Here is a 26,267-nt window from a genome sequence, read left to right on the forward strand (position 1 = left end):
GAGAGCTTTCCATTCCCCCCACTTATCGATCGCCGTAGAACATTCATTGGACGCATCGAAGCGACGGAACTTCGATGGACCCATGACGATCAGAATCGCCACCGTCCAGTTCGAGCCCCGCCCCGCCGACAAGACCTACAACCTCGCCCGCGTCGAGCACTTCGCCGCCGCCGCGGCCGAAGACGCCGTCCAGCTCATCGCCTTCCCCGAACTGTGCCTGGTCGGGAACCGGCACCTGACCAAACTGTCGGAAGAAGAACTGCGCGATATCGCAGAACCCGAAGACGGCACCTCGATCGCCGCCATCAGAAAGCTGTCACAACAGCTCGGTATCGGCATCGCGGTCGGACTGCTCACCGAGCGCGAAGGCCGGCTGTTCAACGCCTACGCGGTCTGCCTCCCGGACGGCGACGTCCACATCCACCGCAAGCTGCACACCGCCGGCTACAACGGGATCTCCGATGGGGACGGCTTCACCGTCTTCGACACCCCCTGGGGCGTCCGCCTCGGCGTCCTGATCTGCTTCGACAACAACATCGTGGAGAACGTCCGCGCCACCGCGCTGCTCGGCGCGCAGGTCCTGCTGGCGCCGCACCAGACCGGTGGGACGCACACGATCGTCCCCTTCGGCGAGAACCCGCTCCCGCTGTCGCTGTGGGAGAGCCGCGCCGCCGACCCCGACGCGGTCCGCGAGGCGTTCGCGGGCCCGACCGGACGCCACTGGCTCCAGCTCCACCTCCCCGCCCGAGCCCACGACAACGGCCTGTTCATCGTGTTCAGCAACGGCGTCGGGCGCGACGACGACGAGGTGCGCACCGGCGCCGCGATGGTCGTCGACCCCTGCGGCCGGATCATCGCCGAGAGCCGGGCGATCGGGGACGACATGGTCAGCGCCGACGTCGATCTGGATCTGGTCTCCGGCTCGGTCGGACGGTGGTGGATGAAAGCGAGGCGGCCGGAGCTCTACCAGGATGCCCTGGCCGCCCCGACCGCCCCAGCTACCCCGACCGCCGCGCGATCCAGTACGCCGGCCGACTAGCCGACCGTCACCACCCCCGCCGACGCCGCAGGTCCGAGCCCGGCAGCGTTCCGGGCCGCGACGGTCACGGCGTACGCGTCGCCATGCGCCAGCCCGCCGACGACCGCGAACGTGTCACGGCCCTTAGTCGCCCAGACCTCCGTCTTGCCGGTCTCGGTGACCGTGGTGACCGTGCCGGTCTTCTGATCGGTCAGCGTCACGTCGTAGGACAGGGTCGGCGTCGTGCCGCTCGCCACGGTTTCCGGATTCCAGTGCACGCTCACGTCCCCGACCCCGACATCGAGCGAAGCCGAAGCAGGTGCCGCCGGCAGAGCAGTCGTCGGTCCCGGGGTCACAGCACCGGTCGGCAGCGACGGCGCGCTGTGCGTGCCAGCCCAAGCGGACGTGTCGGCTGTAACAGTGAACGTATACGCCGTCCCATCCGTCAGCCCCGGAACCAGCACATAGAACGTCTTCAGATACGCCGCAGCATCCACCGTCACCTGCTTGTCCCCAGGCGAAGCGGTCACCGTGTACGAAACCACCGGCCGCCCCTGATCGAAGAACGTCGGCGTGAACGACACATACGCCGCCCCCTCCCCCGCGAACGCCGCCGCCTGCTGCGGGGCGTAGGGCACCGCACCGTGGCCGCGTCCCGGATCCACGCTCAGCAGTCCCCGGTACCGCGGCTCCAGCCCGGCCGCGTTCACGATGGCGCTCGGCGCGTCCTGCGGACCGGTGATGATCGTGTTGGCCGCGACCGTCACGTTCCGGGCGGTCGAATCCTGGTCTCCCTGCTGCCAGTAGTTGTGCTCGACGTCCAGCGGGTCGTCGGTCGCGCCGGTCGCCGGCGGCACGTAGTCGGCGTGCCGGCTGCCCCAGTCGTTCTGGTTGTCGTACTCGACGTTCGAGGTGATGGTCATGAACGTCGAGCCGTTGTCGCAGTAGATCGCGTGTCCGTGGTCGAGGATGTCGTGGATGACGTTGCCGGTGATCTGCTCGCCGTCGGCCAGCGAGGTCCCGGTGATGCCCTGCGTGTAGATCGCGCCGCCGTCGGCGAGGTACTGCATGGCGTCGAAGATCAGGTTGTCCGAGACCACGTTGCCGTGGCTGGAGTCGGCGATCGCCGGCGCCTTGATCTTGTCCGGCCAGCCGCCCCAGCCCAGCGAGATCGCGGTGTAGGGGGTGTGGTCGAGCTGGTTGTGCGAGATCAGCGAGTTCTCCGCGTAGCCCACGTCGATCCCGACGCCGCTGCGGTACTCCACCGAGGTGGAGAAGATGTGGTTGTCAGTGATCTGATTCCCGACGGTGTGGTCGCCCGCGACGGCCGGCTGCGGGTCGTCGACGCCGCCGAGTTCCAGGCCGTTGCCGGAGATGTCGGTGAACACCGAGCCCCGCACCGTGGCGTTCTGCGATCCGTCGCCGAGATCGAGGCCCGCGGCACCCAGGTGCGTGAAGACGTCGCCGGTGAACGAGATCCGCTGGTCGTGGTTGAACGAGATGTTGCCCGGCTCCTTGGTCCAGTTCCCGAACGGACAGGTGCCGCCGGCGATGAACTGGCACAGCCCCTGCGTGGCGTATCCGTCGACGCCGGTGATCGTGTAACCGGCCTGGATCTCCGAGAAGCCCTCGGGAGAGCTCGGCTGGTCCCACGTCCCGTAGGAGAACTGTAGACCGGAGAACGCGATGTCGTGGACCGGCACGTCAGCCGTGCCGGTCCCGCTGACCAGCGTCTGCGCGGTCGCGAGTTCGACGTCGGCGTGGTTCAGCCTCTCCCCCGGCAGCGGGACGTAGTCCACGCGTCCGGCCTTGGCGTCGTAGTAGAACTGGCCCGGCTGTTGCAGCAGTTCGCGCGCGTTCTCCACCGAGGTCGGCAGTTCGTGGTTGCCGACCGAGGCCGGGCCGACGAGGTTCACGGTCCGTCCGGAGCCGTCGGTCCGCATCACCCGCTGGGTCGAGTTGTTCCAGCAGGGTTCTGCCATGGTGATCGTCGTGCCGGATATGGACGCGATCGGGCAGCGCGGCTCGGTCCAGGCGCCGAGCCCGCCGGTGTGCAGCGACCAGTACCCGTCGCCGCCGCTGTACACGAACTCGATGTCAGTCGGATTCCCCCACGACGCCATCAGATCCGAGGACGCGGTGTAGCCGGTCGGCGTCGCGGTCAGCGTCACCGGCACCACCCCGGACGCGCGCTGCGCGCGGTTCCCGTCGACGTACATCTCGCGCGATGGCAGCCCGGCCGGCGCCGGAGCCGACCAGATCTGCGCGCCGCCCGACGTCCGGCCCGAGGGCCGGAACCCGCTGACCCGCGTCCCGCCGCTGATGACCGGATGCGCGCCGGGGGCGGCCGTCCAGATCACGGTGTGGCCGTTCGTCCCGGAGTCGCGGGCGTCCAGGGCCAGCGGTTGCGCCAGCTGGTAGGTGCCGTCGGCGAGTTCGACGCGGATGTCGCCGCGCATCGCGGAGTCCAGCGACCGGACGATCTGCTGTGCGCGCTGGAGCGAGTGGACGGCGCGGCCGGGGTTCGTGCCGCTGTCCCGGTCGTTGCCCCACGGGGAGACGAACACCGTGGTGACCCGGTGGTTGTCGGGGCCGCTGCCCGCACTCGACGCCGTCGACGCCGTCGACGCCGCCGCCGTGGTGCCGGCGGCGAGTGCCGCGGCCGCGCCGAGCGCCGCCGCGACGCGCCCGGCTCGTCTTCGAACCCTGATCATCCGTCACCTCCGTTAACATCCTTTACTCATCACGCGTCACCCTGATGATTCCTCGGATGTCTGTCAACCCCGGGTGCGGAAATAGCCACATTAGCTCGCGCACTGCGTCTCAGAGATCGGATGTGTGACCGATTCGGCGTCCAGCCGCTGCTGGCGCCGGGCCAGGACGATCAGCACCGCCGGGAACAGGACGTCGGCCGCCAGCACGCCGCCGGTGTTGCCGGGCTGGTGGTCGCCGTTGGCGAACCACTGGTAGACGTGGCCGAAGGCGGCGCCCCACAGGAACATGCCGGCACCGAGGCCGACGGTGATGCGCTCGCGCGGCGTGGTGCCGGGGCGGGCGACGCGGAAGGCCATGACGGCCAGGGCGAGGTTGGCGAAGGCGATCTCGAACTGGAAGGGGCTGCGGGTGAAGCCGATCGCGTCGGCCATCGTCTGCTGGCCGGCCAGGAAGCTGATCGTCATCCACAGGCTGCCGCAGCCGAGGGCGGCGACGGCCCACCAGCGCTGCCAGGTCTCCAGGGCGGCATGCCGGCCGGCGCTGTGCCGGGTGCGGAGGAAGGCGCCGATGACGGCGATCAGGATCCAGATGGCGGGGAAGGCGGTCTTCATCGCGTAGGTCGTGTGGCTCATGACATCGAGTCTTGCATGGTTAATATTAACCACGCAACTCTCTGGTAGGCTCACCCCATGGACGACGGGCTCCCCGACTTGTTGCATCGTGTGGTCTACCTGCTCGGGGAGGCCACGAAGAAGCGGACCGAAGGCCCCGACGCGTTGAGCTACAGCCAGATGCGGCTGCTCGGCACGCTGGAGGACATCGAGCCGGCGACGCAGCACCAGCTGGCGCAGGCGCTGTCGGTGTCCGATCCGGCGATCAGCCGGGCGCTGCGGCCGCTGGAGGCGGCGGGGATGGTGCAGGTGAGCGTCGATCCCGAGCACGCGCGGCGGCGGCTGGTCGAGACGACCGAAGCGGGCCGCAAGGCGTTCCACGACAGCGGGAAGCCGCTCCACGACGAGCTGCGGAACGCGCTGGTCGAGGCGGGTTTTCCGTACGAGCGGTATTTGGACGACACGCTCCGGCTGGCGAAGTTCCTTGAGGGATAGAGGCCCGGGGATAGAGGCCTCGGGGATACAGGCCCCAGGACGGGACCTCGTCGCCTTCGCCAGCTGGAGCGTTAGGAGTTTTCGGGCGCGCGCTCGTCAGTCGCGATAGCGCTGAGCGAGCTCCGGCGACTGAGCACCGAACGCCGCGAGGTCGGCGGCGAACACCGCGTCCAGCAGCTCGGCCCGCTCCACGCCGGGCGCGCACACCACCTCGCCGAGCTCCAGCCCGCGCAAGCTGGCCGTCACCACGTCGTCGGCCGACATGCGCGGCACCGCACTGAGGTCCATGCCCTGCCGCTCGTGGAACTCCGTCGCGACGACGCCGGGGCACAGCACCTGCACCCGCAGCCCCTGTGCCTTGACCTCCTCGTGCAGCACCTGGGAGAAGGCGACGCTGCCGGCCAGCGTCCCCGCGTACACCGCACGGCGTACCGGGGTCTGCTCCAGCGTGGCCGGGCCGCTGAAGGCGATCATGCCGGCGACGTTGATGATCGTGCCCTCGCCGCGGGCCAGCATGCCGGGGACGGCGGCGCGGGACAGCATGATCGGCGCGGCGACCTTCACGTGCACCAGCTCCGCGGCCTTGGCGGCCGGCAGCTCGGCGAACGGCATGTAGTGCGCCACGCCGGCGTTGTTGACCAGCAGCGTCAGCGCCTCGGCCGCGCAGACGTCGGCGACGACCGCGACGCCCTCGTCGGTCGCCAGGTCGGCGACCAGCGGACGCACCTTGACCTGCGGCAGCTCCTCGGCGAGCGCTTCCAGACGGTCGCGGCGGCGGCCGACGACGATCAGGTCGTACCCGAGGCCGCCGAGGCGCCGCGCGAAAGCCTGCCCGATCCCGGAGGAAGCGCCGGTGACCAGCGCCAACCCGGTCATGCGAGCCGTCCGGCGGCAGTGATGTGGTTCATGGGAGATCCTTCGATCGTTGCTTAACCATCCGGTTAGTCAAATCTAGGGCTTCACTAACCGGTTAGTCAACCGATAAGCTGACAGCATGGCCGCACAGGAAACCAAGGCACGCATCCTCGCCTCCGCCTTCCAAGAGTTCGCCGAGTACGGCGTGGCCGGTGCCCGCGTGGACCGCATCGCGAAGAACGCCGGCTGCAACAAGAACCTGATCTACGTCTACTTCGACAGCAAGGAAAACCTCTTCGCCACGGTCCTGGACCAGCACCTCGCCGACGCCTACGCGGGCCTGGAGTTCACCCCCGAGAACCTCCCCGACCTGTCCCGCCGCGTCTTCGACTACGCGCAGGCGAACCCGGACGTCTACCGGCTCCTGGCCTGGGCCACCCTGGAGCGCACGGCGGCGCGGCCCCCGGCGCGCGAGAAGGAGCACGACCGCAAGATCCCGCTGATCCGCGAACAGCAGAGCGCCGGAGCGGTGAACGGCGGCGTACCGCCCGAGCTGCTGCTGATGGCAGTCATGGCGCTGGCGACGGCCTGGTCGCCGGCGTTCCCGTTCGGCGTCACGGCGAATCCGAGCGCGACGTTGGAGCAGGCGGCGATACGCGAGGCGGTGGGGGCGATGGTGGAGCGGATCGTGCGGGCGGACGGCTAGAACCGGCGAGCGTCAGCCGAGCTCGCACAGGTACGTGCGGCTGGAAGGCTGGAGCCCGGCGGGCATCAGGCAAGCTCGCACAGGAACGTGCGGCTGGAAAGCTGGAACCCGGCGGGCGTCAGGCAAGCTCGCACAGGAACGTCCGGCCGGAAGGCTGGCACCCGGCAGCCGTCAGCCGAGCTCGCACAAGTACGTCACCGCGGGCTTCCCGTTGAGCATCCGCTCGCCGGTGGCCACGAATCCGTTGCGCTCCAGCACGCGGTGCGAGGCCGGGTTGTCGAGCGTCACTTTGGCGCGCAGGCTGGTGAGGCCGTAGGCGGTCACGGCGAGTTTGCGGACCTCGGCCACGGCGGCGGTAGCCAGGCCCCGGCCGGCTGCGGCTTCCGCGATGCGGTAGCCGAGCTCGGCCGAGGCGTCCTTCACCTCGACGAGGTTGACGCGGCCGACGATCTCGCCGGTGTCGGTCACCAGGACGTGGAAGTAGTCCGTGCCGGCGGCCTGCCATTCCAGGAGCTGGGCGTGGCGGGCGGCGAACTCGGCGAAGTACTGGTCGCCGCGGTCGGGGATCACGGCTGCGAAGTACGCGCGGTTCTCGCGCTCGAACGCGAGCAGGGCCTCCGCGTGGTCGGCGCGGACCAGCTCAAGGTGTGGCATCGGTGCTCCGGGATGGGAAAAGGCCGCCCAGGTTGACCGTGACAGTAGACCCCTCAGCCCAGCGCGCCGTCACCTGGGTATCGGACACCTCGACCTCGACCACATCAGCGAGTCCGATGCCGGCGCCGGAATCCAGGACATGCAGCGCGATGTGGACCGACTCCCCCGACGAAGCCCGCGCGAACAGATACGGCGCGGCACTGTACGTCCCCAACGCGTTCGCGCCTTCATAGCGCGCGACCCCGGCCGACTCGTATCCGAAGGCGCCAAGCACCATCGACCGCACCCCGTCGCCGACCGCCCAGGCGCCGGACGCGTCGGACTCGCAGTCGAGCTCGACATCCGAGGCGACCGCGTGTCCGCCCTCCCGCAACGACCACCCGGCAGGCGCCGTCACCAGATGACAGCGCAGCTCGAACGCGGCCGTCACCAGCGAAGCCGTCACGATCCGCGCCCCGGCGAGTTCCCGCCCCGAGGCCCCGAGCCGCGGCACATGCCACGACGCGACGTACCCCTCCCCCGCCGCGTTCCCCATGATCCGGCCGCGCCGCGTCGCCCGGCCCCACTCGTCGACGAGCGCCGCGTGGCCGTCCACGCCGGTCGCCCACGCGCGATCCGACCACGCGACGCCGGTACCGGGAGCGGTGCGCGTCGCGTACGCGAACTTCGCGTAGTGCGGGTCGCCGGGGTCGTCGGCGGAGGTGGCGTGGTCGCTGCCGTGGTTGACGACGCGCACGATCCCGTCGTCCCGGCCGTGCTGCACCGCCCAGCCGAGGGAGGGGAAGATCGCGACCGAGGGCCCGGTAGGCGATTCCGCCGTTTCGGTGGCAGACCACAAGGGATGGGAAGCCGGAGCCGCCAGGCCGAGGAACCCCATCCCGGCGAAGTAGGAAGAACCCGGGCCGCTGTACTCCTGCACTGCCGGAAGGCACTCCCGCGCGCGCCAGCCGAGACTCGGTGCCTCGGTGCCGTCCACGCCGAGCCGCTGGAAGTAGTCCAGCGTTCGCCCGGCGATCCCCCGGACCACTCCCGGTCCGGGGGAATCGATCCCGGCCAGCCCCGCAGTCCACAACCCGCCGAGCACCGCGTGCCGATAGGCCAGCGAACGTCCCATCTGCAACGGCCCGCCATCATCGCCGAACAGCAGCGCATACGACGCCGCGAACTCCGCCAACCGCGCTCGGAACCGCTCGACCCGCCACTGCGGCTCGGCGTTCCCGCGCAACAGATACCACTGCCATAAGAAGGGCTGGAAAACCCACGAGTTGTAGTGGTCGAGATTCCGTCCCGGCGCAGCCGGCGGTCCGTCGTTGTACCAGCCGTCGCCGAGATACCAGGATTCGATGCGTTCGACGTTCTCCGCGCCGTGCCCGCCGTCGACCGGAACCCCGACCGACTCCAGGAACGCCTCGATCACCGCCGGGAACAGCAGCCAGTTGTTGTGCTGCCACACCCGCAGCCGTGCGTGGTGCGCAAGCCACTCGGCCAGCCGTTCGCGCACCGGATCAGGAAGCTGATCCCACACCTGCTCCCGACACAACGCCAGGCCGAACGCCAGGTTCGCGGCCTCCACGGCCGGCTGCGTGATCCCGGCGTGCGGCCAGTCCTCGAACCCGACGGCCCGCGGCCAGACCCCCGGCTCGGAGGGATCCATCGCGGCGGCGAGGCCTTCGGCGTACCACTCGGCGTGCCCGAGCGGATCGCCCTCGCCCCCGCCGAGTCGAGCGCCGGCGATCAGGAAGCTGCGAGCGAAGCCTTCGATTCCGTCGCTGAGCAGGCCGCTCTGCGACGGCGGCCCCGGCGGGCAGATCAGCGCCCCGCCGTGGATCGCGTGCTTGCGAGCGGTCAGCAGCCAGCGGTCGGCTTCGGCTTCCCAGTCGGCGCGGGAGGGCACGGCGCGTGAGAACAAGGGTCGAGCCTTTCGATCCGGTTTCGATCAAGTAACAGCGGAAGCCGGCGGCGGCGCCGTCGAATCCCGGATCACCACGTGCGTCCCGACGTGCCGGGTGTCGGTCGGGCCGTCGGACTCCCCGCGCAGCGCGACCGCCAGCCGCACCGCTTCCCGTCCCATCTGCTCCAGCGGCAGGTGCACGGTGGTCAGCGTCGGCGTGACCTCGGCGGCCAGCGGGATGTCGTCGTAGCCGACGACTGACACGTCCTGCGGAACCCGCAGCCCGGCCTCGCGCAGCGCCTGCATGGCGCCGACGGCGACGCCGTCGTTCGCGCCGAAGACCGCGGTGAACTCCCCGGCCGAACCGTCACGCAGCAGCTGGGCGGTCCGCTCGTAGCCGAAGCGGCGGCTGAAGGTGCCCGGCTGGACCAGCCGCTTGTCGACCTCCAGCCCCCGGCTGGCGTGCGCGCGCCGGAATCCGGCCACGCGCGCCTGGTGGACCGACAGCTGTTCGGGCCCGCCGACGTACAGGATCCGCCGGTGCCCGAGCCCCAGCAGATACTCCGTGATCGCGTGCGCGCCGCCGGTGTTGTCGTAGTCGACCACGCCTGCCGGGGCGCCGGACTCCAGCGCAGGCCGTCCGCACAGCACCAGCCACGAGCCCTCGCGGTTCAGCGCTCGCGCGCGGTCGGCGAGCTTGCGCCGGTAGGCGGGGTCGTCGACACCGCCGCCGACCAGGATCACGGCGTCCGCGCGCTGCTCGTGCAGGGCGTCGATGAGGTCCAGCTCGCCGCCGACCACGCCGTAGGTGCTGCACACCAGGCACAGCTTCCCGTCCTCGGCGGCCTGGCGCTGCACGCCGTGCGCGATGAACGTGTAGAAGGGGTCGATGATGTCCTGGACGATGATGCCGACCGTGCGGGTCCGGGAGCCGGCCAGCGCGCGGGCGTGCGCGTTGACCACGTAGCCCAGCGTGCGCACGGCCTGCTCCACCTTGCGGCGGGTCTCGGCGGCGACCGGGTAGTTGCCGTTCAACACCCGGGAGACAGTGGCGGTGGACACCCCCGCTGCTTCGGCGACCTCCTGGACGGTGGCGCGCTTGGGGCCGGCGGTCTCCCGCGGCGTCCGTGGCGCCCGTGGTGTCCGCGACGGTTTGCCCTGCGGCGTCGGCACCCTGACCGCTCCTCTCGTCCTGCTCTTCGGCTGTGGCCTCACGCCAACCTGTCCAGCTGGTCGGGAAGCACCTCATACCGTAGTGGCAGACCGGCTACGTACCGTTCCACCTCTTCCACCGCCAGGCGCCCCAAGCGCAGCACCTCGCCGCCGAGCGCGCCGGCGATGTGCGGGGTCAGGAAGACGTTCGGCAGCGTGAACAGCACCGATTCCGGCGGCAGCGGTTCGGCTTCGGTGACGTCCAGGACGGCGTCGATCCGACCGGAAACGAGTTCGGCGGTGAGCGCCGTCTGGTCGACGATGCCGCCGCGCGCGGTGTTCACCAGGACGGCGCCGTCGGGCATCAGGGCCAGGCCGCGCGCGTCGAGCATGCGGCGGGTCTCCGGGGTCAGCGGGGCGTGCAGGCTGACCACGTCGCTGGCGGCCAGCAGCTCCTCCAGCGAGGTCAGGCGCACGCCCGGGTCGGCGGTCAGCTCGCCGGCACCGTAGGGGTCGTAGATCAGCACGTCCGCGTCGAGCACGTCGCGCACCAGGCGCACCACCTTGCGGCCGATGCGGGAGGCGCCGACGACGCCGACGGTCATCCGGTGGGTGCCGATCGGGCTGATGCCGTCCAGGTTGCGGTGGGTGCCGTCGGAGGAGCGCAGGCCGCGCCGGTAGCGGGCGGCGGCGGTGAAGGCGCGCTTGGCGCCCAGGATGATCGCGGCCAGCGTGTACTCGGCGACCGGGACGGCGTTCGCCTCGGCCGCCGAGCAGACCCGCACGCCGCGGGCGAAGGCCTCCGGCGCCATCAGGAACTTCACGGTGCCGGCGGCGTGCACCACCAGGCGCAGCCGCGGCGCGGCGGCGAGCAGGTCGGCGTCGATGCGCGGCGAGGACCACGACGTCAGCAGGACCTCGGTCCCGGCCAGCGCGGCCGCGAACGCCGGCTCGGCCAGGCTCGGGACGTCGCCGCCGGGCAGGATGCTCGCGGTCGCGGCCAGGCGCTCGCGGCTCTCGGCGTCCAGTACCAGCGCGGATTCCTCGGCGGTCACAGCCAGAAGCAGGGTCGGACGGTCCGGCGCGAGGGCCGGGGCCGGGAAGTGCGCGGCCGTGTGGGACGTGGTCAGGATGATCTCCCCCTCCGCAGTGTGTCGCTGGGGATGGTACACGCTTACTACAGTCTTGGCGCAAGACCACAACGCCGGGAACTGCGAGGAAACTACACGGATACCGGGGGGTTGACAGAGATGCAGCTCAGTCGAATACTCCTGTCCAGCTCATCACATTAGTAAGCGATTACCGGCGGGAGAGCACGTTGACCGAAATACGCGCCGCGGACCGCCCGGCTCCCAGATCCGTGCCTGACGTGCTTGACCAGGCCGCAGTCGGCGGCCGTCCCGGCGTCCGTCCCCACGTCCGTTCCTGGCGCGGCCGGCGGACCGCGAGCACCGCCGCACGCCCCTCGCTAACCCTCTGGCAGCGGATCAAGCGCGACAAAGTGCTGCTCGCCCTGATGCTCCCGGGCTTCCTGTACTTCGCGGTCTTCAGCTACGCGCCGCTGTTCGGCTATCTGGCCGCGTTCGAGGACTACCAGCCGTACACCGGCTTCGTCCACAGCACGTGGGTGGGCCTGCAGAACTTCACGGACCTGTTCGCCGACCAGGCGTTCTGGTCCGCGCTGACCAACACCTTCGTCATCAGCCTGATCCAGCTGATCCTGTTCTTCCCGGCGCCGATCGGCCTGGCGCTGCTGCTGAACTCGGTGGCCTCCGGGCGGATCCGCAAGTTCGTGCAGAGCGTGGTCTACCTGCCGCACTTCATCGGCTGGGTGGTGATCGTCTCCATCTTCCAGGAGGTGCTGGGCCCGACCGGCGCGGTGCAGCACATGATGTCGTCGGTCGGCCTGCCGCGCTTCGACTTCATGTCCGACCCCGGGTTCTTCCCGTGGCTGGTGGCGATCCAGGCGATCTGGAAGGACTGCGGTTGGGGCACGATCATCTTCCTGGCCGCGCTGCTGTCCATCGACCAGGGGCTCTACGAGGCCGCGGCGGTCGACGGCGCGGGCCGCTGGCGCCGCTTCCGCAGCGTCACGCTGCCGGGGATCATGCCGGTCGTCATCCTGCTGCTGATCCTGCGCCTGGGCACGATCCTGTCGGTCGGCTTCGAGCAGATCCTGCTGCAGCGCGACACCGTCGGCGCCAAGGCCGGCGAGGTCCTGGACACCTATGTGTACTACCACGGCGTGGCCACCCAGCAATGGGGCACGGCCGCGGCGGCCGGCCTGATCAAGGCCGTCGTGGGGCTGGTGTTGGTGCTCGGCGCCAACAAGCTCGCGCACCGCTTCGGACAGGAAGGGATCTACAGCCGTGGCGACCGTTGATGTGGACGCGAAACTGATACGCGGCACCGGCCGGCCGCCGTGGATGGAGCGGCCGAGCCGGCTGGGACGCGGTGGGAAGATCCTGGCGGTCGCGCTGATCACCGTCGTGGTGGTCTACCCGTTCCTGGCGGTGGTGGCCACCAGCCTGTCCTCGGAGTCCGACATCGCGGCCTCCGGCGGGCTGGTGATCTGGCCCTCGCACCCGACGTTCGACGCGTACCGCTACGTCTTCAGCGGCGGCATCGTCTCGCAGGCGCTGTGGATCAGCTTCCTGGTCACCGTCGTCGGCACGGCGCTGAGCATGGCGGCCACGATCGGGATGGCGTACGGGCTGTCCCGGCGCGGCGTGGTCGGCGGCCGGTTCTTCCTGGCCACCGCGCTGTTCACGATGCTGTTCACGCCCGGCGTCATCCCGATGTTCCTGACCGTGCAGAAGCTCGGGCTGTACAACACCCTGGCCTCGCTCGTGGTGCCCAGCCTGGTCAGCGCCTTCAACCTGGTGGTGCTGCGCTCGTTCTTCATGAACCTGCCGGCCGAACTGCTGGACGCGGCCCGGATCGACGGCCTCGGCGACTGGGGCATCCTGACCCGCGTGGTGCTGCCGCTGTCCAAGGCGGTGCTCGCGGTGGTGGCGCTGTTCTACGCGGTGTCCTACTGGAACGCCTTCTTCAACGCCCTGCTGTACCTGAACGACACCAGCAAGTGGCCGCTGGCCCTGGTGCTGCGCGGCCTGGTGATCGGCGGCGAGGCGACCAGCGCGGCCAACGAGGGGGTCGTGCCGCAGCAGGCGGTGCAGATGGCGGTGGTCGTGGTGAGCGTCGTGCCGATCGCCGCGGTCTACCCCTTCCTGCAGCGCTACTTCACCAAGGGCGTGCTCACCGGCGCCGTCAAGGGCTGAGCCCGTTCCGCACCACATCTGGCATCGCATCCCACGACCGCACCCATCGACCGCACCCATCGACCGCACCCATCGAAGGAGAAGCATGCACACACCCACCAGCCTCGGCCTCGGGCGCCGCGGGTTCCTGCGCGGCGTCGGCGCCGCGGCGGCCCTGACCGCGGGCGGCTCCACGCTGGCCGCGTGCGGCAGCGGCAAGGCCGCGGCCGAGAACAAGGCCGGCAGCGCGGCGCAGGTCCAGCTGCCGACCTACACGCCGCTGAGCAACGGCCCGACGCCGGACCTGCCGGGCACCGACGCCGGCGTCCCGGCCGGCTTCTACAACTACCCGGCCTCGCCGACCGCCGCCTTCACCAGCCCGCCGCTGTCCGGCGGCAAGTTCTCGGCGATGACGCCGCTGTTCACCGCGCCGCCGCCGGGCCGGGGCTCGAACCCGGCGTGGCAGGCGGTGGAGAAGAAGCTCGGCGCGAGCGTGGACATCACGATGGTGGTCGGCGACGACTTCGACACCAAGCTCTCCACGCTGATCGCCGGCGGCGGCCTGCCGGACCTGATCCAGTACGACGGCCTCGCCGGCGTGCCGACCATCAGCAACCTGCCGCAGTTCCTGGACTCGCAGATCGCCGACCTCACGCCGCTGATCGGCGGCGACAAGGTCAAGGACTACCCGCACCTGGCGGCCATCCCGAAGGTGTTCTGGGAGCAGTGCACGGTCGCCGGGAGCCTGTACTTCATCCCGATCCCGCGCGGCATCAGCGCCGGCGCCGGACTCTACCGGCAGGACCTGTTCGCCGCCGCGGGCGTCACCAGCACCAAGGACATCAAGAACGCCGACGACTTCCTGGCCCTTCTCAAGGAACTGACGAACCCGGGCAAGGACCGGTACGCGCTGGCCGGCAACGCGGGCAACGGCGGCTACTCCGGCGCGATCTTCGAGCAGATCTTCGGGGTCCCGAACAAGTGGCGGGTCGACGGCGCCGGCAAGCTGACCGCGGACATCGAGACCGACGAGTTCAAGGCCGCGCTGGAGTTCATGGTGAAGGCGGCCAAGGCCGGCTGTTTCTATCCGGGCTCGCAGGGGTGGACCAAGGCCAAGATGGAGGACGCGTTCCAGTCCGGCAAGGCCGCGCTCGTCTACGACGGCCTGCCGGCGCTGTCCACCAGCGTGTGGGCCACCGCGCAGAAGATCGACCCGAACGCCAAGCTGATGCCGTTCGTCCCGTTCGGCGCCACCGGCGGCCCCGGCGTCGCCTGGCAGGACAACGTGGTCTTCGCCGGCACCATGCTGAAGAAGGCGGACCCGGCGAAACTGGCCGAGGTGCTGAAGATCGCCGACTTCCTCGCCGCGCCGTTCGGCACCGAGGAGTACCTGCTGAAGACCTACGGCGTCGAGGGCACCGACTACACGTTGGACGCCAACCACAACCCGGTGCAGACCGCGCAGGGCAAGAACGACTCGAACGTCACCTGGAAGTACGTCGCCGCGCCGCAGCTGGTCACCTACAACCCCGGTGTCAATGCTCTGACGGACGCGGTGCACCAGGCCTACACCGAGCTCGTGCCGATCGCACTGGCGGACCCGACCGCGACGCTGTACTCGCCGACGTACGGCAAGCAGGGCGTCTCGCTGTACAAGGCGGTCTCGGACACCGTGACGCAGGTGATCGGCGGCCAGTCGAGCATGAGCGCGTTCGACAGCGCGGTGAAGACCTGGCGCGGCAACGGCGGCGACCAGATCCGCTCGGAGTTCGAGCAGGCCTACGCCGGCGCGCCGAAGAGCTGAGGACGGACCGCCTTCATGCAGCCGCTCATGCGGGAAGCGATATTCGAGGAACCGCTCGTACGCTACGAGCGGTTGCTCCGCCGACGGACCGAGGTCGCCGAGACCCGGCTGGACCTTGACGTGTCGGACGAGGCACGCACCACCTTGAGCTACGCGCGGCTGCGGACGCTGGCGTTGGCACAGGACGGCGCGGCCACCACAGTTGTAGACGCCCTGCGCTTCCTGCATGAGAAGGCCTACCGCCCCGACGCCGAGGAGACCGGCAACTGGTGGCACTGGGAGATCGGGACGCCGCGCATCCTGCTGGACATCTGTGTCCTGCTGCGCGCCGAGATTCCCGAGGCGGACCTCGCCGACTACCTCGCGACGGTGCGGCGGTTCTGCCCGGACCCCGACCGGCGGACCAAAACCGGTGCGCGGTCACCGTCTTCGCCGGTCACCGAGACCGGCGCGAACCGCACCGACAAAGCCCTGATCGTGGCGCTGGCCGGGCTGCTCGCGGGCGATTCCGAGCGGGTGGCGCTGGCGCGCGACGGCTTGTCGAGCCTGTTCCAGTACGTGACGTCCGGCGACGGCTTCTACGAGGACGGCTCGTTCATCCAACACGACACGGTCGCGTACACCGGATCGTACGGCGTGGTGTTGCTGACCTCGGTCGCCGAGATCCTGGCACTGCTGCACGGTTCGCCCTGGGAGGTCACCGGCCCCGGGGTGTCAGTGGTCTTCGACGCGGTCGAGCGGTCGTTCCTGCCGTTCCTGTTCGAGGGCCGGATGATGGACGCGGTGCGGGGCCGGGCCATCGCGCGGCAGCATTCGCGGGACCTGGACATCGGCGCGGCGACGCTCGACGCGATCCGGCTGCTGGCGGACAGCGCTCCCGCCGAGTACGCCTCGCGGTGGCGCGAGCTGCGGCGACCGGACGGGTTTCGGGTGTTCGGCGCGATGGACCGCGTGGTGCATCACCGACCGCGCTGGGCCGCCGCGCTGTCCCTGTCCTCGGAACGCGTCGCGCGCTACGAGTGCGGCAACGGCGAGAACCTGCACGGCTGGTACACCGGCGACGGCATGCTCTCCATCTACGACCTCGACGATCCGGGCCACTACACGGACGAGTACTGGCCGACGGTCGATCCGTACCGGCTGCCCGGGACGACGGTCGACACGCGGCGCCGCGAAGACGTCGGGCGCGGTTCGGGACAGGGCACCGGCGCGATCATGGCACCGAACCGGATCGCCGGCGGGAGCCCGGTCGAGGGCGGGTTCGGTACCGCGGAGCTCGACCTCTACGGCGAGGGCAGCACGCTGCGCGCGCACAAGACGTGGCACTTCCTCGACGACGCCGTGGTGGCGCTCGGGACGGACATCTCGTCCTCCGACGGCCGCCGGATCGAGACGATCGTGGAGAACCGGAATCTGCGTACGGACGCGGGCCGGCGGTTCGTCGTGGACGGCGTTCCACAGAACCCTGAGTTGGGCGTGGAGCGGCGGTACCTCGGCGTGCAGTGGGCTTATCTGGAAGGCGTCGGCGGCTACGTGTTCCCCGGCGGCGCCGATCTGGTGTCGCTGCGCGAGGAGCGCGCGGGGACCTGGCACGCGATCGACGTCGGGGCCTCCACGGCGGGCGACGAGGTCGAGGTTCGGCGGATCTTTCACACCTTGTGGCTCGATCACGGTGTCTCGCCGCGAGGGGCCGGATACATGTACGTGCTCCTGCCGGGAGCCAGCGAAGAGGGGACGGCCAGACGTGCTGCTCAGCTTTGACGATCCGGACATCGCGCAGCGTGAGGTTCGGCGACTGCTCGCGGCCGGGCAGGGACAGGATCTGGAGGTGCGGCTGAGCGGTGGAACGTATACGAGGGCTGCGCCGCTGGTCTTCACCGAGCTGGACTCCGGGCGGAACGGGCATACGGTGACGTGGACCGCGTCGCCCGGCGAACGTGTGGAGTTCTCGGGCGGTGTCACGCTCACCGGATGGCGACCGGCCGGGGACGGCCGTTGGGCCGCCACGGTCCCGGAGACGGTTCGTGCGCCGCGCCAGCTTTATGTCAATGGTCTGCGAACCGCTTGGGTGCGGAGCGACTGGTTGGAGCACGACGACTGCAAGATCGGCCCGGAGGGGATGACCGGGGCTGCGGCGCTCGGGGTGGCCGGGTTCGCGCGCCCTTCGGACGTCGAGCTGGTGTTCCGGGTGCGGTGGCGTAGTTATCACTGCCCGGTCGTGGGTGTCTCGGACGACGTGATCCGCTTCACAGAACCCTGCTGGACGAACGCGTTGCCGGGGACGGGGCGCGTGGGGCCGCACTGGGACAACACGGCGGTCGGGACCGAGATCCACGCCTGGTCGATGTTCGCGACCAACGCGCTTGAACTGCTGACCGAGCCCGGGCACTTCGTCTGGGACTCCGCTGCGCGCACGGTCACCTATCTGCCTCGCGAGGGCGAGGATATGGAGAGCGCGCAGGTCGTGGTTCCGGTCGCCGAGCAGTTGGTGGTGCTGGACGGCGCGCACAATCTCGTTTTCAGAGGCCTGAGTCTCGCGCACACCGCGTGGGAGCGAACTGCCGGCTATGTCGGAGCGCAGGCGGGATTCACGCTGACCGGCGCGTCGGGGCCGCTCGGCGAGGCAGGATCCCACTACACGAAGCCGGTCGCGGCGCTGACGGTGCGGGGTGGCCGCCAGATCACGGTCGCCGGCTGCGAGTTCGTGCACCTCGGAGGGGCTGGGGCGGTGCTGGAGGCGGGGACCAAGAACTCTACGGTCACCGGGTGCTCGTTCAGCGATCTGTCTTCCGGCGGTCTGTATGTCGGCGACATCGATCCGCATCCGGCTGTCGAACTGGCCGACGAGGGCAACTCAGCGTCCTTCAACACCTTCCGCCACACCGGTGCGGAGTTCACGGATTCGGTGGCCGTCTGGGGCGGGTACACCCGGAACCTGACCGTTGATCGCAATACCCTGGAACATCTTCCCTACTCCGGCATCAGCCTCGGCTGGGGCTGGAACCAGCCCGAGGCGCAGAATCCGTGGCTCGGGGAGAACCGGATCAGCGGCAACCGGATCGTCGACGTGCTGCGCGTGGCCGAGCGCCAGTACGACGGCGGTGCGATCTACACGCAGGGCCCGCAGCCCGGGACGGTCGTCGAGGCCAACTTCATCGACCGGTCCGAGTACGGCACCACCGCGAACGACGGCAACGGGATCTACCTGGACGAGCAGAGTTCGCACATCCTCGTCACCAGGAACGTCGTCACGCGGGTCGGGTACAAGTGGGTGTCGAACTGGGCCGAGTACGGGGTCGAGAACCGCGCGGCCGGCAACTGGACGGACAACACGATCACCCCCGCGTTCTCCGGCACGGGCAGCGTCATGGAGGACAACGCCGTGGGGCTGACCGAGTTGCCGCCCGAGGCCGTCCGCGTCGCCGAGCGGGCCGGGGCCGGGCCGTGGCCCGCTCCGGTGGAGCCGCTCGGCAGCCAAGAGCCCTGATTCCGGGGCCGACCGCACCACAGTTCCACAGTTCCTCCTTGTCCCACTGTCAGGTAAGCGCTTACTACGACGGAAAGGAACGTGAACGCATGCATCGGCACGTCAGTCGCCGCAGCCGGGCCAGAGCTCTCAGTGCCCTGCTCAGCGTGGCCGCTCTCGGGATCACGGCGTTGGCCGCGACCCCCGCGCAAGCCGCCACCCAGCTGTACCCGACCTACACCCTGGACCACACCGGGACCCTGAACTCCGGGCTGACCGGCGACATCGCGGGCTCGGCGTTCACCGACGCCGACGGCCAGTTCCACTGGCTGAGCTCGTACGCCACCTACGCCAGCACCGACACCGGCTCGGACACCAACACGTTCACCAACACCGACCTCGGCGCGCTGAACAACCAGGCGGGCTCCGGCACCACCGAGACCACGGCCGACACCTACTGGAACAAGCCCGGCGCGTTGTGCTACCAGATCGACAAGGCCGCCCAGAACGCCGCGCCCTCGCCGTACGAGGACGACCACTGCGACGTGGTCGGCGTGTGGGTCGATCCGGGCAGCGGGACGTGGTACGGCGTCGTGAACGACGAGTACGACTTCAACCCGTGGGGCAGCAGCAGCCAGACGCAGAACCAGCGGATCGGCACCGGCATCCACGGCAACCGGATCCTGACGGCGTCCTCCGGCGACCAGGGCAAGACCTGGAACTACGGCGGGGAGATCATCACCTCGCCGTATCTGGGCAACGACGCCGAGGACGCCTCCTCGCAGCCCGGCAAGACGTGGAACTACGGCGTGGCCGGCTGCCGGCTGTTCGTGGACTACGCGACCGGGTACTTCTACGTGGTCTACAACACCCAGATCAAGTTCAAGCCGAACTACACGACCTTCGCCTACTGGCCGGCCGTGGCGCGGGCGCCGATCAGCGGCAGGATGGCGCCGGGGACGTGGAACAAGTGGGACGGCGGGACGTGGACGCAGCCGGGCGTCGGCGGGTACGAGGGCGTGGCGGGCAGTGCGCTGCACCTGGATCCGTCCTACGACCCGGCGACGGACCAGGTCGACTTCGCCGGGACCGGCGCGGACGGGACGTCGGTGGACTACCGCGCGTACTACGCGAACCAGCACGGGAACACGTTCACGTTCGACGACAGGTCGGGCAACGCCTACACGGCCAACACCTCGACCGGCGCGATCACCGACGCCGCCGGGACCACCGTCACCTCGGTCACGTACCAGGACCCGGCGCTGAACAGCTCGGTGACGGTGTCCACGGCGAGCTCGAAGGTCAACGTCGCGGTCACGGACGCCACCGGCGCGACCGAGAACACGACGCTCGGCGGCGCGGTGTTCCTGGACACGAGCACGAACCGGCTGTACATCACGCCGAACGTGGTGCAGGAGACGGCGTTCACGTTCAACCCGTTCTCGCTGACCTACCAGGGCGTCGGCTACGACGCCAACGTGTACCAGACCCCTGACATGGGGAACCCGGACAGCCTGTCGATCGTCGGCACCGAGCCGTCGGGCGCGTCGAACTCGTACCTGACGAGCATCGACTACGGCAGCCTGACCAACCAGAACGTCAGCAGCCGCTCCTACCGCATGGTGTCCGCCCTGACCGGCGGCATGTGGGACGTCAGCATGACCCCGCACACCGCGGGCCAGACGCACTACTCGGCGCAGGCCACCCCGCTCGACGCCACCGGCACCCCGCTCAGCTTCGCCGCCGGCGCCTCCTACGGCCTGTCCGTCGGCGGCACGGCGCTGACGGACAGCAGCGGCGGGGGCAGCGGGGGCGGGGGCGGCAGCGGCTCGGCGTGGCACCTGGTGCCGGTGCTGGACCAGTGGTCCACGGGCTACCGCACCGGGTTCTACAAGCTGGTGAACACGAGCACCGGCGCCTACCTGCAATCCACCGGCAGCACGGTCCAGCAGACCCGCGCGATCGGCGCCCCAGTGGCGACCGGAGCCCAGCAGGCGAACTTCAACCCCACCGCCAACGGCGGCAGCGGCGCCCCCGGCGGCAGCGACCAATGGTACCTGCAGCCGATCGGCAACGACACCCCGCAGACACTGAGCACGGCATCACCCGCGGCGGACATCGCAGCGGCGACGAACACCTCGCTGTCCGGCGTGGGGCAGTACAAGCTGGTCAACCGCAACAGCGGCCTGGCGCTCGAGTACGTGAACGGCACCTGGCAACTGGCCGGACAGGCGTTCGGGGACGCGGGGCAGGCGGTGGCGATCACGAAGGTTTCGTGAGCTGATTCGGGCGTTTTGAGGACACGGTCGGCCGTCGCGCTTTGGGGCGCGGCGGCCGACCGTGGCTTTAAGGAAAGTTCGGCAACTGCTCAAGATGCAGCGCAGAAATCGCACTCTCCTGAAACTCGATCGCCCCCTCCGCAGCCCGAGCCTTGAGCCAGTCCCGCAGCGCGCGGTAGTCGCCGTCCGCCGGCACGTCCACGGCCAGCAGTGCCGAGAACTGCGCCGCCGTCTCCCATGAGCAGCCCACCTCGCGCAGGCGGTCCTGGACCTCGCGGCGGGCTCGCTTGTCCAGGAGGGTGATGCGGAGGGTCGAGTGGCCGGACTCGCCGTTGAGCCTCTCGAAGACCAACTCGTGGCGGTTCTGGTCGGGGCGGACGTGGACCAGGTCGCCGTAGGCGACGCCGCGGGCGAAGAAGGGGACGTTGAGCAGGCGCATCTCGTACTCGACCGTGGTCTTCTCGCCCCAGAGGCGTTCCACGGAGACCGGGGGCCAGTTCGGGGCTTCGGCCTTGAGGTCGAAGGCCACCTCGAAGGTGGTTCGGTCGGTGCCGGAGAGGGGCTGCCCGCTTGCCGCTGCCACTGTCGGCCTCCTTGAAGTCGCTCGGGAACGCCGCTGGATGCTCGGCGTCCCATTGTTCCAGCCTCGGCGGCGATTTCAACCGATTACGCCTGAGGGAGGTGATGCACACCTTTTGCCGAAAACGTTACCGGGGGCGTCGCCGAGGGCGTTAACCGCTCGCCCGCGCCGGACCGGCCCGCTACCGTTGGAGTCGTTCCCAGGCCGGGCGGCCGGGGGCGATCAACTCAATAGTCTTACTCCCGCCGGGTGCGCAGGAGAGGGTTACTTCCACCTGTCAAGTGGGTGACGCGGGTTCGAATCCCGCCGGTTCTGTTCGCAGGACTGTCGTCCAGCGGCCTAGGACACTTTCCGTACCTTCCCCGATTTGATCTCCGGCGGGATCTATCCCTTCACCCCGGAACTCATCTGGCTGCGGACGATCTGCCGCTGGAAGATGAAGAACAAGATCGCCACCGGGATCGTCGACAGCAGCGCCGCCCCCAGCGTGACAGGGAACTGGTTTCCCGCTCCCAGCGACCCGCCGCTGAACTTCGCCAGGCCGGTGGTCAGCGTGTCGTACTTCGGGTCGGATGTGGCCACCAGGAAGAAGCTGAACTCGTTCCACGAGCCCTGGAACGACAGGATCGTCAGCGTGATCAGTCCCGGCTTCACCAGCGGCAGCGCGATGTCCCAGTACGTGCGGAACGCGCCCGCGCCGTCGATGCGCGCCGCCTCCTCGATCGACTGCGGCACCTGCATGAAGAACCCGCGCATCAGGAAGATGCCGGCGGCGTCCATCGCGATCGGCAGGATCATGCCCGCGTAGGAGTTGTAGAGGCTCAGTTCCTTCAGCACCAGGAAGCGCGGGATCAGCAGCACCACGTTCGGCACCGCCAGGGTGCCCAGGATCAGCATGAACACGGCGCGCCGGCCCGGGAACTTCAGCCGGGCCAGCGCGTAGCCGGCCAGGCTGTCCAGGAAGACCCGCAGCAGGGTGATCGAGGTGGCGACGATGATGCTGTTGCGCAGCCAGGTTCCGAAGGGCACCGGCTGGTCGGAGCTGTAGCCGAAGATGCGCTTCCACGCCTCCAGGGTCGCCGGGTGCGGGACGATGTTCAGCGGGTGGTTGGTGGCGTCCGGGTCGGTCTTGAACGAGGTCGCGATCTGGATCACGAACGGCCCGAGGAACAGCAGCGCGAAGGCTCCGAGCGCCACGTACATCAGGACGCGGCGGGACGGGGAGCGGCGCTCGCGGACGGCGGCCATCAGTCGATCTCCTCGGGGATGAGTCGCCGCTGCAGCAGGGTCAGACCCATGATCAGGGCGAACAGCAGGAACGCGATCGCCGATCCGATGCCGAAGTGGTTGTTCTGGAAGCTCTGGTCGAAGGACATGTACGCCGGCGTCCGGGTCGCCGGGTTGTTGCCGGTCAGGTAGATCTGGTCGAACACCTGCCAGGTGCCGATCAGGCCGAGGGTGAGCACCAGCAGCAGCGTGGGCCGCAGGCTCGGCAGGGTGATGTAGCGGAAGCGCTGCCAGGAGCCGGCGCCGTCGAGCTCGCCGGCCTCGTACAGGTCCTCGTTCACGTTCTGCAGGGCCGCGAGGAACATCAGCATGAAGGTGCCGGCGGTCGTCCAGATCACCAGGATGATGATCACCATCATCGCGATCGATGGTCCGCTGAACCAGTCCCACAGCGACTGGCCCATCACCGAGTGCTGGGTCCAGCCCGGTGGCTTGGTCACCCCGACGCCGCTGAGCCAGACGTGCACGACCCCGCGCGGGTCGGCCAGCCAGTTCGGGCCCTTGACGCCGAACCAGTTCAGGATCCCGTTCACCGCGCCGCCGCCCTGGAACAGGAACAGGAAGACCAGGGTGATCGCGATGCTGGAGGTGATCGACGGGAAGTAGAACGCGGTCCGGAAGAAGCTGCGCCCGCGCAGGTACTTGTTGTTGACCAGGACGGCCAGCCACAGCGCCAGCGCGGTCTGGGTCGGCACCACGAACAGCACGAACCAGAAGTTGTTGCGCAGCGCCCCGGCGAACGTGGTCCGGGTCAGGCCGTCGTGCGTGAGCAGTTGTTGGTAGTTGTGCAGTCCAACCCACTTGACGTCGCCGCCAAGCGGGTTGGACAGGCCGTCCCAGTTCGTGAAGCTGACGTAGAGCGCCAGCACGATCGGCACCACCAGGAAGACGATCAGGCCGAGCAACGCCGGCGAGACGAAGAGCCATCCGGCGAGGGCTTGACGCCGGTCCTCCTGCGATCTGGTTCTGCTCATCTTCCTGGGGGCCTTTCGATCCGGACTATGGACGACGCTTTGAGGCCGGCCCGCGGGGAACCGGCGCCGCGCCTAGTTGTTGCTCAGCGCGTCGGTGGCGTTCTTCTGCAGGCTGGACAGCATGCTCTTGGGGTCCGAGGAGCCGTCGGACAGGCCCTGGATCTTGGAGTCGAAGTCCTTCTGCACCGCGTCGAAGCCGGGGAAGCCGACCGGGCCGAAGGCGTTGTCCGCCCCGGTCACGAAGGCCGCCTGGTCCGGGAACTGGGTGGTGAACTGGGTCTTGGCGGCCTGCCGCGAGGGCATGACGCCGAAGGCCTTGGCGAAGGTCATCTGCTGGTCCACGGTCGTCAGGTAGTCGATGAAGTCGACCGCGGCGGCCTGGTGCGAGCTCTTCTGGGCCACGCCCCAGCAGTTGGTGAAGGACAGCGTGGCGTTGCCCGCCGGACCGGCCGGCAGCGGAACGACCTTGTAGTGGACGTTCGGGTAGTCCTTCTGCATCCCGCCGACGATCCAGTTGCCCTCGATCGTCATCGCGGCCTTGCCCTTGCCCAGCGCCTCGCCGCCCCAGCCGGTGTCGACCTGCTTGGGGAACTTCAGCGCGCCCTCCTTGCCCAGCTTCTGCAGGTACTGCAGGGCGGCCAGGTTCTGCGGCGAGTCGGCGGTGACGGTCTTGCCGTCGGCGGAGACCACCGAGCCGCCGGCCTGGCGCATGAAGGCGCCGATGCGGTCCAGGGTGTCGCTCATCACCAGGCCGGTGACGCCGTTGCCGGTCAGCTTCTTGGCGACGGTCTCCAGCTGGTCCCAGGTCTTGGGGTAGTCGGCGTCCGTCAGGCCGGCCTTGGTCCACAGGTCCGTGTTGATCTCCAGCGCCAGCGTGGAGAAGTCCTTCGGGACGCAGTAGTACTGGCCGTTCTGGGTGAACGCCTTCTGCAGGTTCGGGTACATGTCCGCGGAGTCGGTGATCTTCTCGCCGACGTCGGCCAGCGCGTTGCCCTTGACCAGGCTCTGGAACTTGGAGGCGTCGACGTAGAAGATGTCCGGCGGGGTCCCGCCGGCCAGCGACTGCGTGAGTTGCTGGGTGAGGTCCTTGGCCGGGGTCACGACGACCTTGTTGCCGGTCTTGGCGGCCCAGGCGTTGCCCGCGGCCACCACCGCGTTGGTCTCGGCGTCGCCGGAGGACCCGATCAGCACCTGCAGGGTGACGCCGGAGGTGGCGCCACCGGTGCCGCTGCCGCCGGTGCCGCCGGAGGACGAGCCGGAGCTCTTGCTCGGCCCGCTGCTGCCGCACGCGGCGGCGGTCACCAGCACCGCGGCGGCACCGGCGACGCCGATGATCCGCTGGACGCGAACTGACTTCATTGTCGTTCCTTTCGTTTCGCCTTCGATCAGGCTCGGGACGCCGACCCGCTGGTGGCGGCGGGTCAGACCCCGTCAGGGGGTGAGAGGTGGGAGGGATTGCTGCTGCCGCGCGCTATGACCGTGGGCTCCACGACGGAGGTGGTCACCGCGCTGCGGGGGTCGTCGATCCGCTCCAGCACCAGGTCCACGCAGCGGCGCGCGATGGACTCCAGGGGCTGGCGGACGCTGCTCAGAGCCGGCTGGACCACGGTGGCCAGCGGGCTGTCGTCGAAGCCGATCACCGCGACGTCCCGGCCCACGGCCAGGCCGCGGTGCTCCACGGCGTGCATCACGCCGACGGCCATCGCGTCGCTGACGCAGACGAACGCGGTCGGCGGGTGGGCCTTGGCCAGCAGGCCGGCCGCGAGCTGGGTGCCGGCGCCGATGCCGTCCAGGCCGCGCACGGTCAGGCCGCGGGTGGGCAGGCCCAGCTCCGCGGCGGCGGCCAGATAGCCGGCGTAGCGGTCGTCGCCGACCTCGCTGCCTTCCGGCCAGCCGATGAAGGCGATCCGGCGGTGGCCCTCCTCGGCCAGGTGCCTGGTCGCGGCCAGGGTGCCGGCGTGGCCGTCGACGTCGAGCCAGGAGTACTCGAAGGGGGTCTGCTCCCAGGGCCGGCCGAAGCTGACGAAGGGCACGTCGCGCTCGGCGAGCCAAGCGGTGCGCGGGTCGTGGCGGTGCGAGCCGAACAGCACGAAGCCGTCCACCGCGCCCCGGCTGACCAGGTCCTCGAACATCGCGATCTCGTCCTCGTCGCCGTCGGCGGCGAACAGGATCACGCCGTAGCCGCGGTCGCGCGCGGCGGAGGTCAGCGCGTACAGGAACCGGTCCTCGATGGCGCCGATGCCGCGGCCTCCCGAGCGGGTGGACCGGAACCCGATCAGCCGCGTGGTCTGCAGCCGCAGGTTGCGCGCGGCCTGGGTGGGCCGGTAGCCGAGCTCGTCGACCGCGCGGAGCACGCGGGCCAGCGTGTCGGGGCGCAGCCGCTCCGGCGCGTTCAGCGCGTTCGATACCGTTTGGTACGACACCTGCGCGTGCTTGGCGACGGCCTTGATGGTCGGGCGGGGCGGTGAGGGCTCGCGGTCCATTGCCACGGCGTTCCTCCCTTCCGGGAGTTGAACGATC

General features: G+C 69.6%; 21 protein-coding genes and 1 tRNA gene. 10 read left to right on the plus strand and 12 right to left on the minus strand.

Annotated features, from left to right (window positions below):
- The first annotated feature begins 82 nt into the window (after positions 1 to 82).
- On the plus strand, positions 83 to 1,039 hold the full coding sequence (locus ABH920_RS15635; RefSeq protein WP_370349693.1) for a nitrilase-related carbon-nitrogen hydrolase: 957 nt from the start codon (positions 83 to 85) through the stop codon (positions 1,037 to 1,039).
- Here the strand turns inward: ABH920_RS15635 and ABH920_RS15640 are convergent.
- Positions 1,036 to 3,732, minus strand: a complete 2,697-nt coding sequence (locus tag ABH920_RS15640) for a right-handed parallel beta-helix repeat-containing protein (protein ID WP_370349694.1) — start codon at positions 3,730 to 3,732, stop codon at positions 1,036 to 1,038. The genes ABH920_RS15635 and ABH920_RS15640 overlap by 4 nt on opposite strands.
- A 90-nt stretch (positions 3,733 to 3,822) precedes the next feature.
- Complete coding sequence (locus ABH920_RS15645) at positions 3,823 to 4,365, minus strand: DUF6790 family protein (protein ID WP_370349695.1); 543 nt, start codon at positions 4,363 to 4,365, stop codon at positions 3,823 to 3,825.
- 57 nt (positions 4,366 to 4,422) lie between these two features.
- Between ABH920_RS15645 and ABH920_RS15650 the strand changes: the two genes are divergently transcribed.
- Entirely contained in the window at positions 4,423 to 4,839 is a 417-nt protein-coding gene (locus ABH920_RS15650) for a MarR family winged helix-turn-helix transcriptional regulator (RefSeq protein ID WP_370349696.1), read from the plus strand.
- Between the two features lie 96 nt (positions 4,840 to 4,935).
- Here the strand turns inward: ABH920_RS15650 and ABH920_RS15655 are convergent, their stop codons facing one another.
- A complete protein-coding gene (locus ABH920_RS15655) occupies positions 4,936 to 5,715 on the minus strand; it encodes an SDR family NAD(P)-dependent oxidoreductase (RefSeq protein WP_370349697.1) in 780 nt (259 codons plus the stop codon).
- A 118-nt stretch (positions 5,716 to 5,833) separates the two neighbouring features.
- Between ABH920_RS15655 and ABH920_RS15660 the strand changes: the two genes are divergently transcribed.
- A complete protein-coding gene (locus ABH920_RS15660; protein WP_370349698.1) occupies positions 5,834 to 6,400 on the plus strand; it encodes a TetR family transcriptional regulator in 567 nt (188 codons plus the stop codon).
- 171 nt (positions 6,401 to 6,571) lie between these two features.
- Here ABH920_RS15660 and ABH920_RS15665 read toward each other — a convergent pair whose 3' ends face one another.
- Genes ABH920_RS15665 through ABH920_RS15680 form a run of 4 tightly spaced genes read right to left on the minus strand, consistent with a single transcriptional unit; the run spans position 6,572 to position 11,269 of the window.
- Positions 6,572 to 7,054, minus strand: a complete 483-nt coding sequence (locus ABH920_RS15665; protein WP_370349699.1) for a GNAT family N-acetyltransferase — start codon at positions 7,052 to 7,054, stop codon at positions 6,572 to 6,574.
- The gene (locus tag ABH920_RS15670; RefSeq protein ID WP_370349700.1) at positions 7,041 to 8,963 is read right to left on the minus strand and encodes a DUF2264 domain-containing protein; all 1,923 of its coding nucleotides are present in this window, start codon (positions 8,961 to 8,963) and stop codon (positions 7,041 to 7,043) included. The genes ABH920_RS15665 and ABH920_RS15670 overlap by 14 nt, the downstream gene beginning before the upstream one ends.
- Positions 8,964 to 8,990: 27 nt before the next feature.
- On the minus strand, positions 8,991 to 10,118 hold the full coding sequence (locus ABH920_RS15675; protein WP_370349701.1) for a LacI family DNA-binding transcriptional regulator: 1,128 nt from the start codon (positions 10,116 to 10,118) through the stop codon (positions 8,991 to 8,993).
- A gap of 38 nt (positions 10,119 to 10,156) precedes the next feature.
- Positions 10,157 to 11,269 (minus strand): hydroxyacid dehydrogenase, encoded by a 1,113-nt coding sequence (locus ABH920_RS15680; protein WP_370349702.1) that lies wholly within the window; start codon positions 11,267 to 11,269, stop codon positions 10,157 to 10,159.
- A gap of 332 nt (positions 11,270 to 11,601) precedes the next feature.
- On the opposite strand from ABH920_RS15680, the gene ABH920_RS15685 reads away from it, so the two are divergent.
- From ABH920_RS15685 to ABH920_RS15710, 6 genes are all read left to right on the plus strand, one after another.
- On the plus strand, positions 11,602 to 12,480 hold the full coding sequence (locus ABH920_RS15685; RefSeq protein ID WP_370349888.1) for an ABC transporter permease: 879 nt from the start codon (positions 11,602 to 11,604) through the stop codon (positions 12,478 to 12,480).
- 43 nt (positions 12,481 to 12,523) lie between these two features.
- A complete protein-coding gene (locus ABH920_RS15690) occupies positions 12,524 to 13,378 on the plus strand; it encodes a carbohydrate ABC transporter permease (protein WP_370349889.1) in 855 nt (284 codons plus the stop codon).
- An 85-nt stretch (positions 13,379 to 13,463) separates the two neighbouring features.
- Positions 13,464 to 15,161 (plus strand): hypothetical protein, encoded by a 1,698-nt coding sequence (locus ABH920_RS15695; protein WP_370349703.1) that lies wholly within the window; start codon positions 13,464 to 13,466, stop codon positions 15,159 to 15,161.
- A gap of 27 nt (positions 15,162 to 15,188) precedes the next feature.
- A complete protein-coding gene (locus ABH920_RS15700; RefSeq protein WP_370349704.1) occupies positions 15,189 to 16,922 on the plus strand; it encodes a polysaccharide lyase 8 family protein in 1,734 nt (577 codons plus the stop codon).
- Positions 16,906 to 18,648 carry a right-handed parallel beta-helix repeat-containing protein gene (locus ABH920_RS15705; RefSeq protein ID WP_370349706.1) on the plus strand — a complete coding sequence of 581 codons (1,743 nt, stop codon included), beginning with the start codon at positions 16,906 to 16,908 and terminating at the stop codon, positions 18,646 to 18,648. Before ABH920_RS15700 ends, ABH920_RS15705 begins: the two co-directional genes overlap by 17 nt.
- Positions 18,649 to 18,794: 146 nt before the next feature.
- Positions 18,795 to 20,906, plus strand: a complete 2,112-nt coding sequence (locus tag ABH920_RS15710; RefSeq protein ID WP_370349707.1) for a hypothetical protein — start codon at positions 18,795 to 18,797, stop codon at positions 20,904 to 20,906.
- Positions 20,907 to 20,973: 67 nt separating this feature from the next.
- On the opposite strand, the gene ABH920_RS15715 is transcribed toward ABH920_RS15710, so the two are convergent.
- On the minus strand, positions 20,974 to 21,489 hold the full coding sequence (locus tag ABH920_RS15715) for a DUF4265 domain-containing protein (RefSeq protein ID WP_370349708.1): 516 nt from the start codon (positions 21,487 to 21,489) through the stop codon (positions 20,974 to 20,976).
- Positions 21,490 to 21,742: 253 nt separating this feature from the next.
- Here ABH920_RS15715 and ABH920_RS15720 point away from each other — a divergent pair.
- Positions 21,743 to 21,801 (plus strand) — tRNA-Asp (locus ABH920_RS15720).
- Positions 21,802 to 21,870: 69 nt separating this feature from the next.
- On the opposite strand, the gene ABH920_RS15725 is transcribed toward ABH920_RS15720, so the two are convergent.
- From ABH920_RS15725 to ABH920_RS15740, 4 genes are all read right to left on the minus strand, one after another.
- A complete protein-coding gene (locus tag ABH920_RS15725) occupies positions 21,871 to 22,734 on the minus strand; it encodes a carbohydrate ABC transporter permease (RefSeq protein ID WP_370349709.1) in 864 nt (287 codons plus the stop codon).
- Positions 22,734 to 23,747, minus strand: a complete 1,014-nt coding sequence (locus ABH920_RS15730) for a carbohydrate ABC transporter permease (protein WP_370349710.1) — start codon at positions 23,745 to 23,747, stop codon at positions 22,734 to 22,736. Before ABH920_RS15730 ends, ABH920_RS15725 begins: the two co-directional genes overlap by 1 nt.
- Positions 23,748 to 23,819: 72 nt before the next feature.
- On the minus strand, positions 23,820 to 25,106 hold the full coding sequence (locus ABH920_RS15735; protein WP_370349711.1) for an ABC transporter substrate-binding protein: 1,287 nt from the start codon (positions 25,104 to 25,106) through the stop codon (positions 23,820 to 23,822).
- 62 nt (positions 25,107 to 25,168) lie between these two features.
- A complete protein-coding gene (locus ABH920_RS15740) occupies positions 25,169 to 26,230 on the minus strand; it encodes a LacI family DNA-binding transcriptional regulator (protein ID WP_370349890.1) in 1,062 nt (353 codons plus the stop codon).
- Between the last annotated feature and the right edge of the window lie 37 nt (positions 26,231 to 26,267).

The sequence above is a fragment of the Catenulispora sp. EB89 genome (assembly GCF_041261445.1).
Taxonomy (GTDB): domain Bacteria; phylum Actinomycetota; class Actinomycetes; order Streptomycetales; family Catenulisporaceae; genus Catenulispora.

Bases quoted from the DNA above. Each gene is read 5' to 3' on its own strand.
- ABH920_RS15695 (WP_370349703.1), top strand. From the start codon at position 13,464: ATGCACACACCCACCAGCCTCGGCCTCGGGCGCCGCGGGTTCCTGCGC.
- ABH920_RS15665 (WP_370349699.1), bottom strand. From the start codon at position 7,054: ATGCCACACCTTGAGCTGGTCCGCGCCGACCACGCGGAGGCCCTGCTC.
- ABH920_RS15730 (WP_370349710.1), bottom strand. From the start codon at position 23,747: ATGAGCAGAACCAGATCGCAGGAGGACCGGCGTCAAGCCCTCGCCGGA.
- ABH920_RS15700 (WP_370349704.1), top strand. From the start codon at position 15,189: ATGCGGGAAGCGATATTCGAGGAACCGCTCGTACGCTACGAGCGGTTG.
- ABH920_RS15655 (WP_370349697.1), bottom strand. From the start codon at position 5,715: ATGACCGGGTTGGCGCTGGTCACCGGCGCTTCCTCCGGGATCGGGCAG.
- ABH920_RS15645 (WP_370349695.1), bottom strand. From the start codon at position 4,365: ATGAGCCACACGACCTACGCGATGAAGACCGCCTTCCCCGCCATCTGG.
- ABH920_RS15725 (WP_370349709.1), bottom strand. From the start codon at position 22,734: ATGGCCGCCGTCCGCGAGCGCCGCTCCCCGTCCCGCCGCGTCCTGATG.
- ABH920_RS15650 (WP_370349696.1), top strand. From the start codon at position 4,423: ATGGACGACGGGCTCCCCGACTTGTTGCATCGTGTGGTCTACCTGCTC.
- ABH920_RS15735 (WP_370349711.1), bottom strand. From the start codon at position 25,106: ATGAAGTCAGTTCGCGTCCAGCGGATCATCGGCGTCGCCGGTGCCGCC.
- ABH920_RS15740 (WP_370349890.1), bottom strand. From the start codon at position 26,230: ATGGACCGCGAGCCCTCACCGCCCCGCCCGACCATCAAGGCCGTCGCC.
- ABH920_RS15640 (WP_370349694.1), bottom strand. From the start codon at position 3,732: ATGATCAGGGTTCGAAGACGAGCCGGGCGCGTCGCGGCGGCGCTCGGC.
- ABH920_RS15635 (WP_370349693.1), top strand. From the start codon at position 83: ATGACGATCAGAATCGCCACCGTCCAGTTCGAGCCCCGCCCCGCCGAC.
- ABH920_RS15690 (WP_370349889.1), top strand. From the start codon at position 12,524: ATGGAGCGGCCGAGCCGGCTGGGACGCGGTGGGAAGATCCTGGCGGTC.
- ABH920_RS15660 (WP_370349698.1), top strand. From the start codon at position 5,834: ATGGCCGCACAGGAAACCAAGGCACGCATCCTCGCCTCCGCCTTCCAA.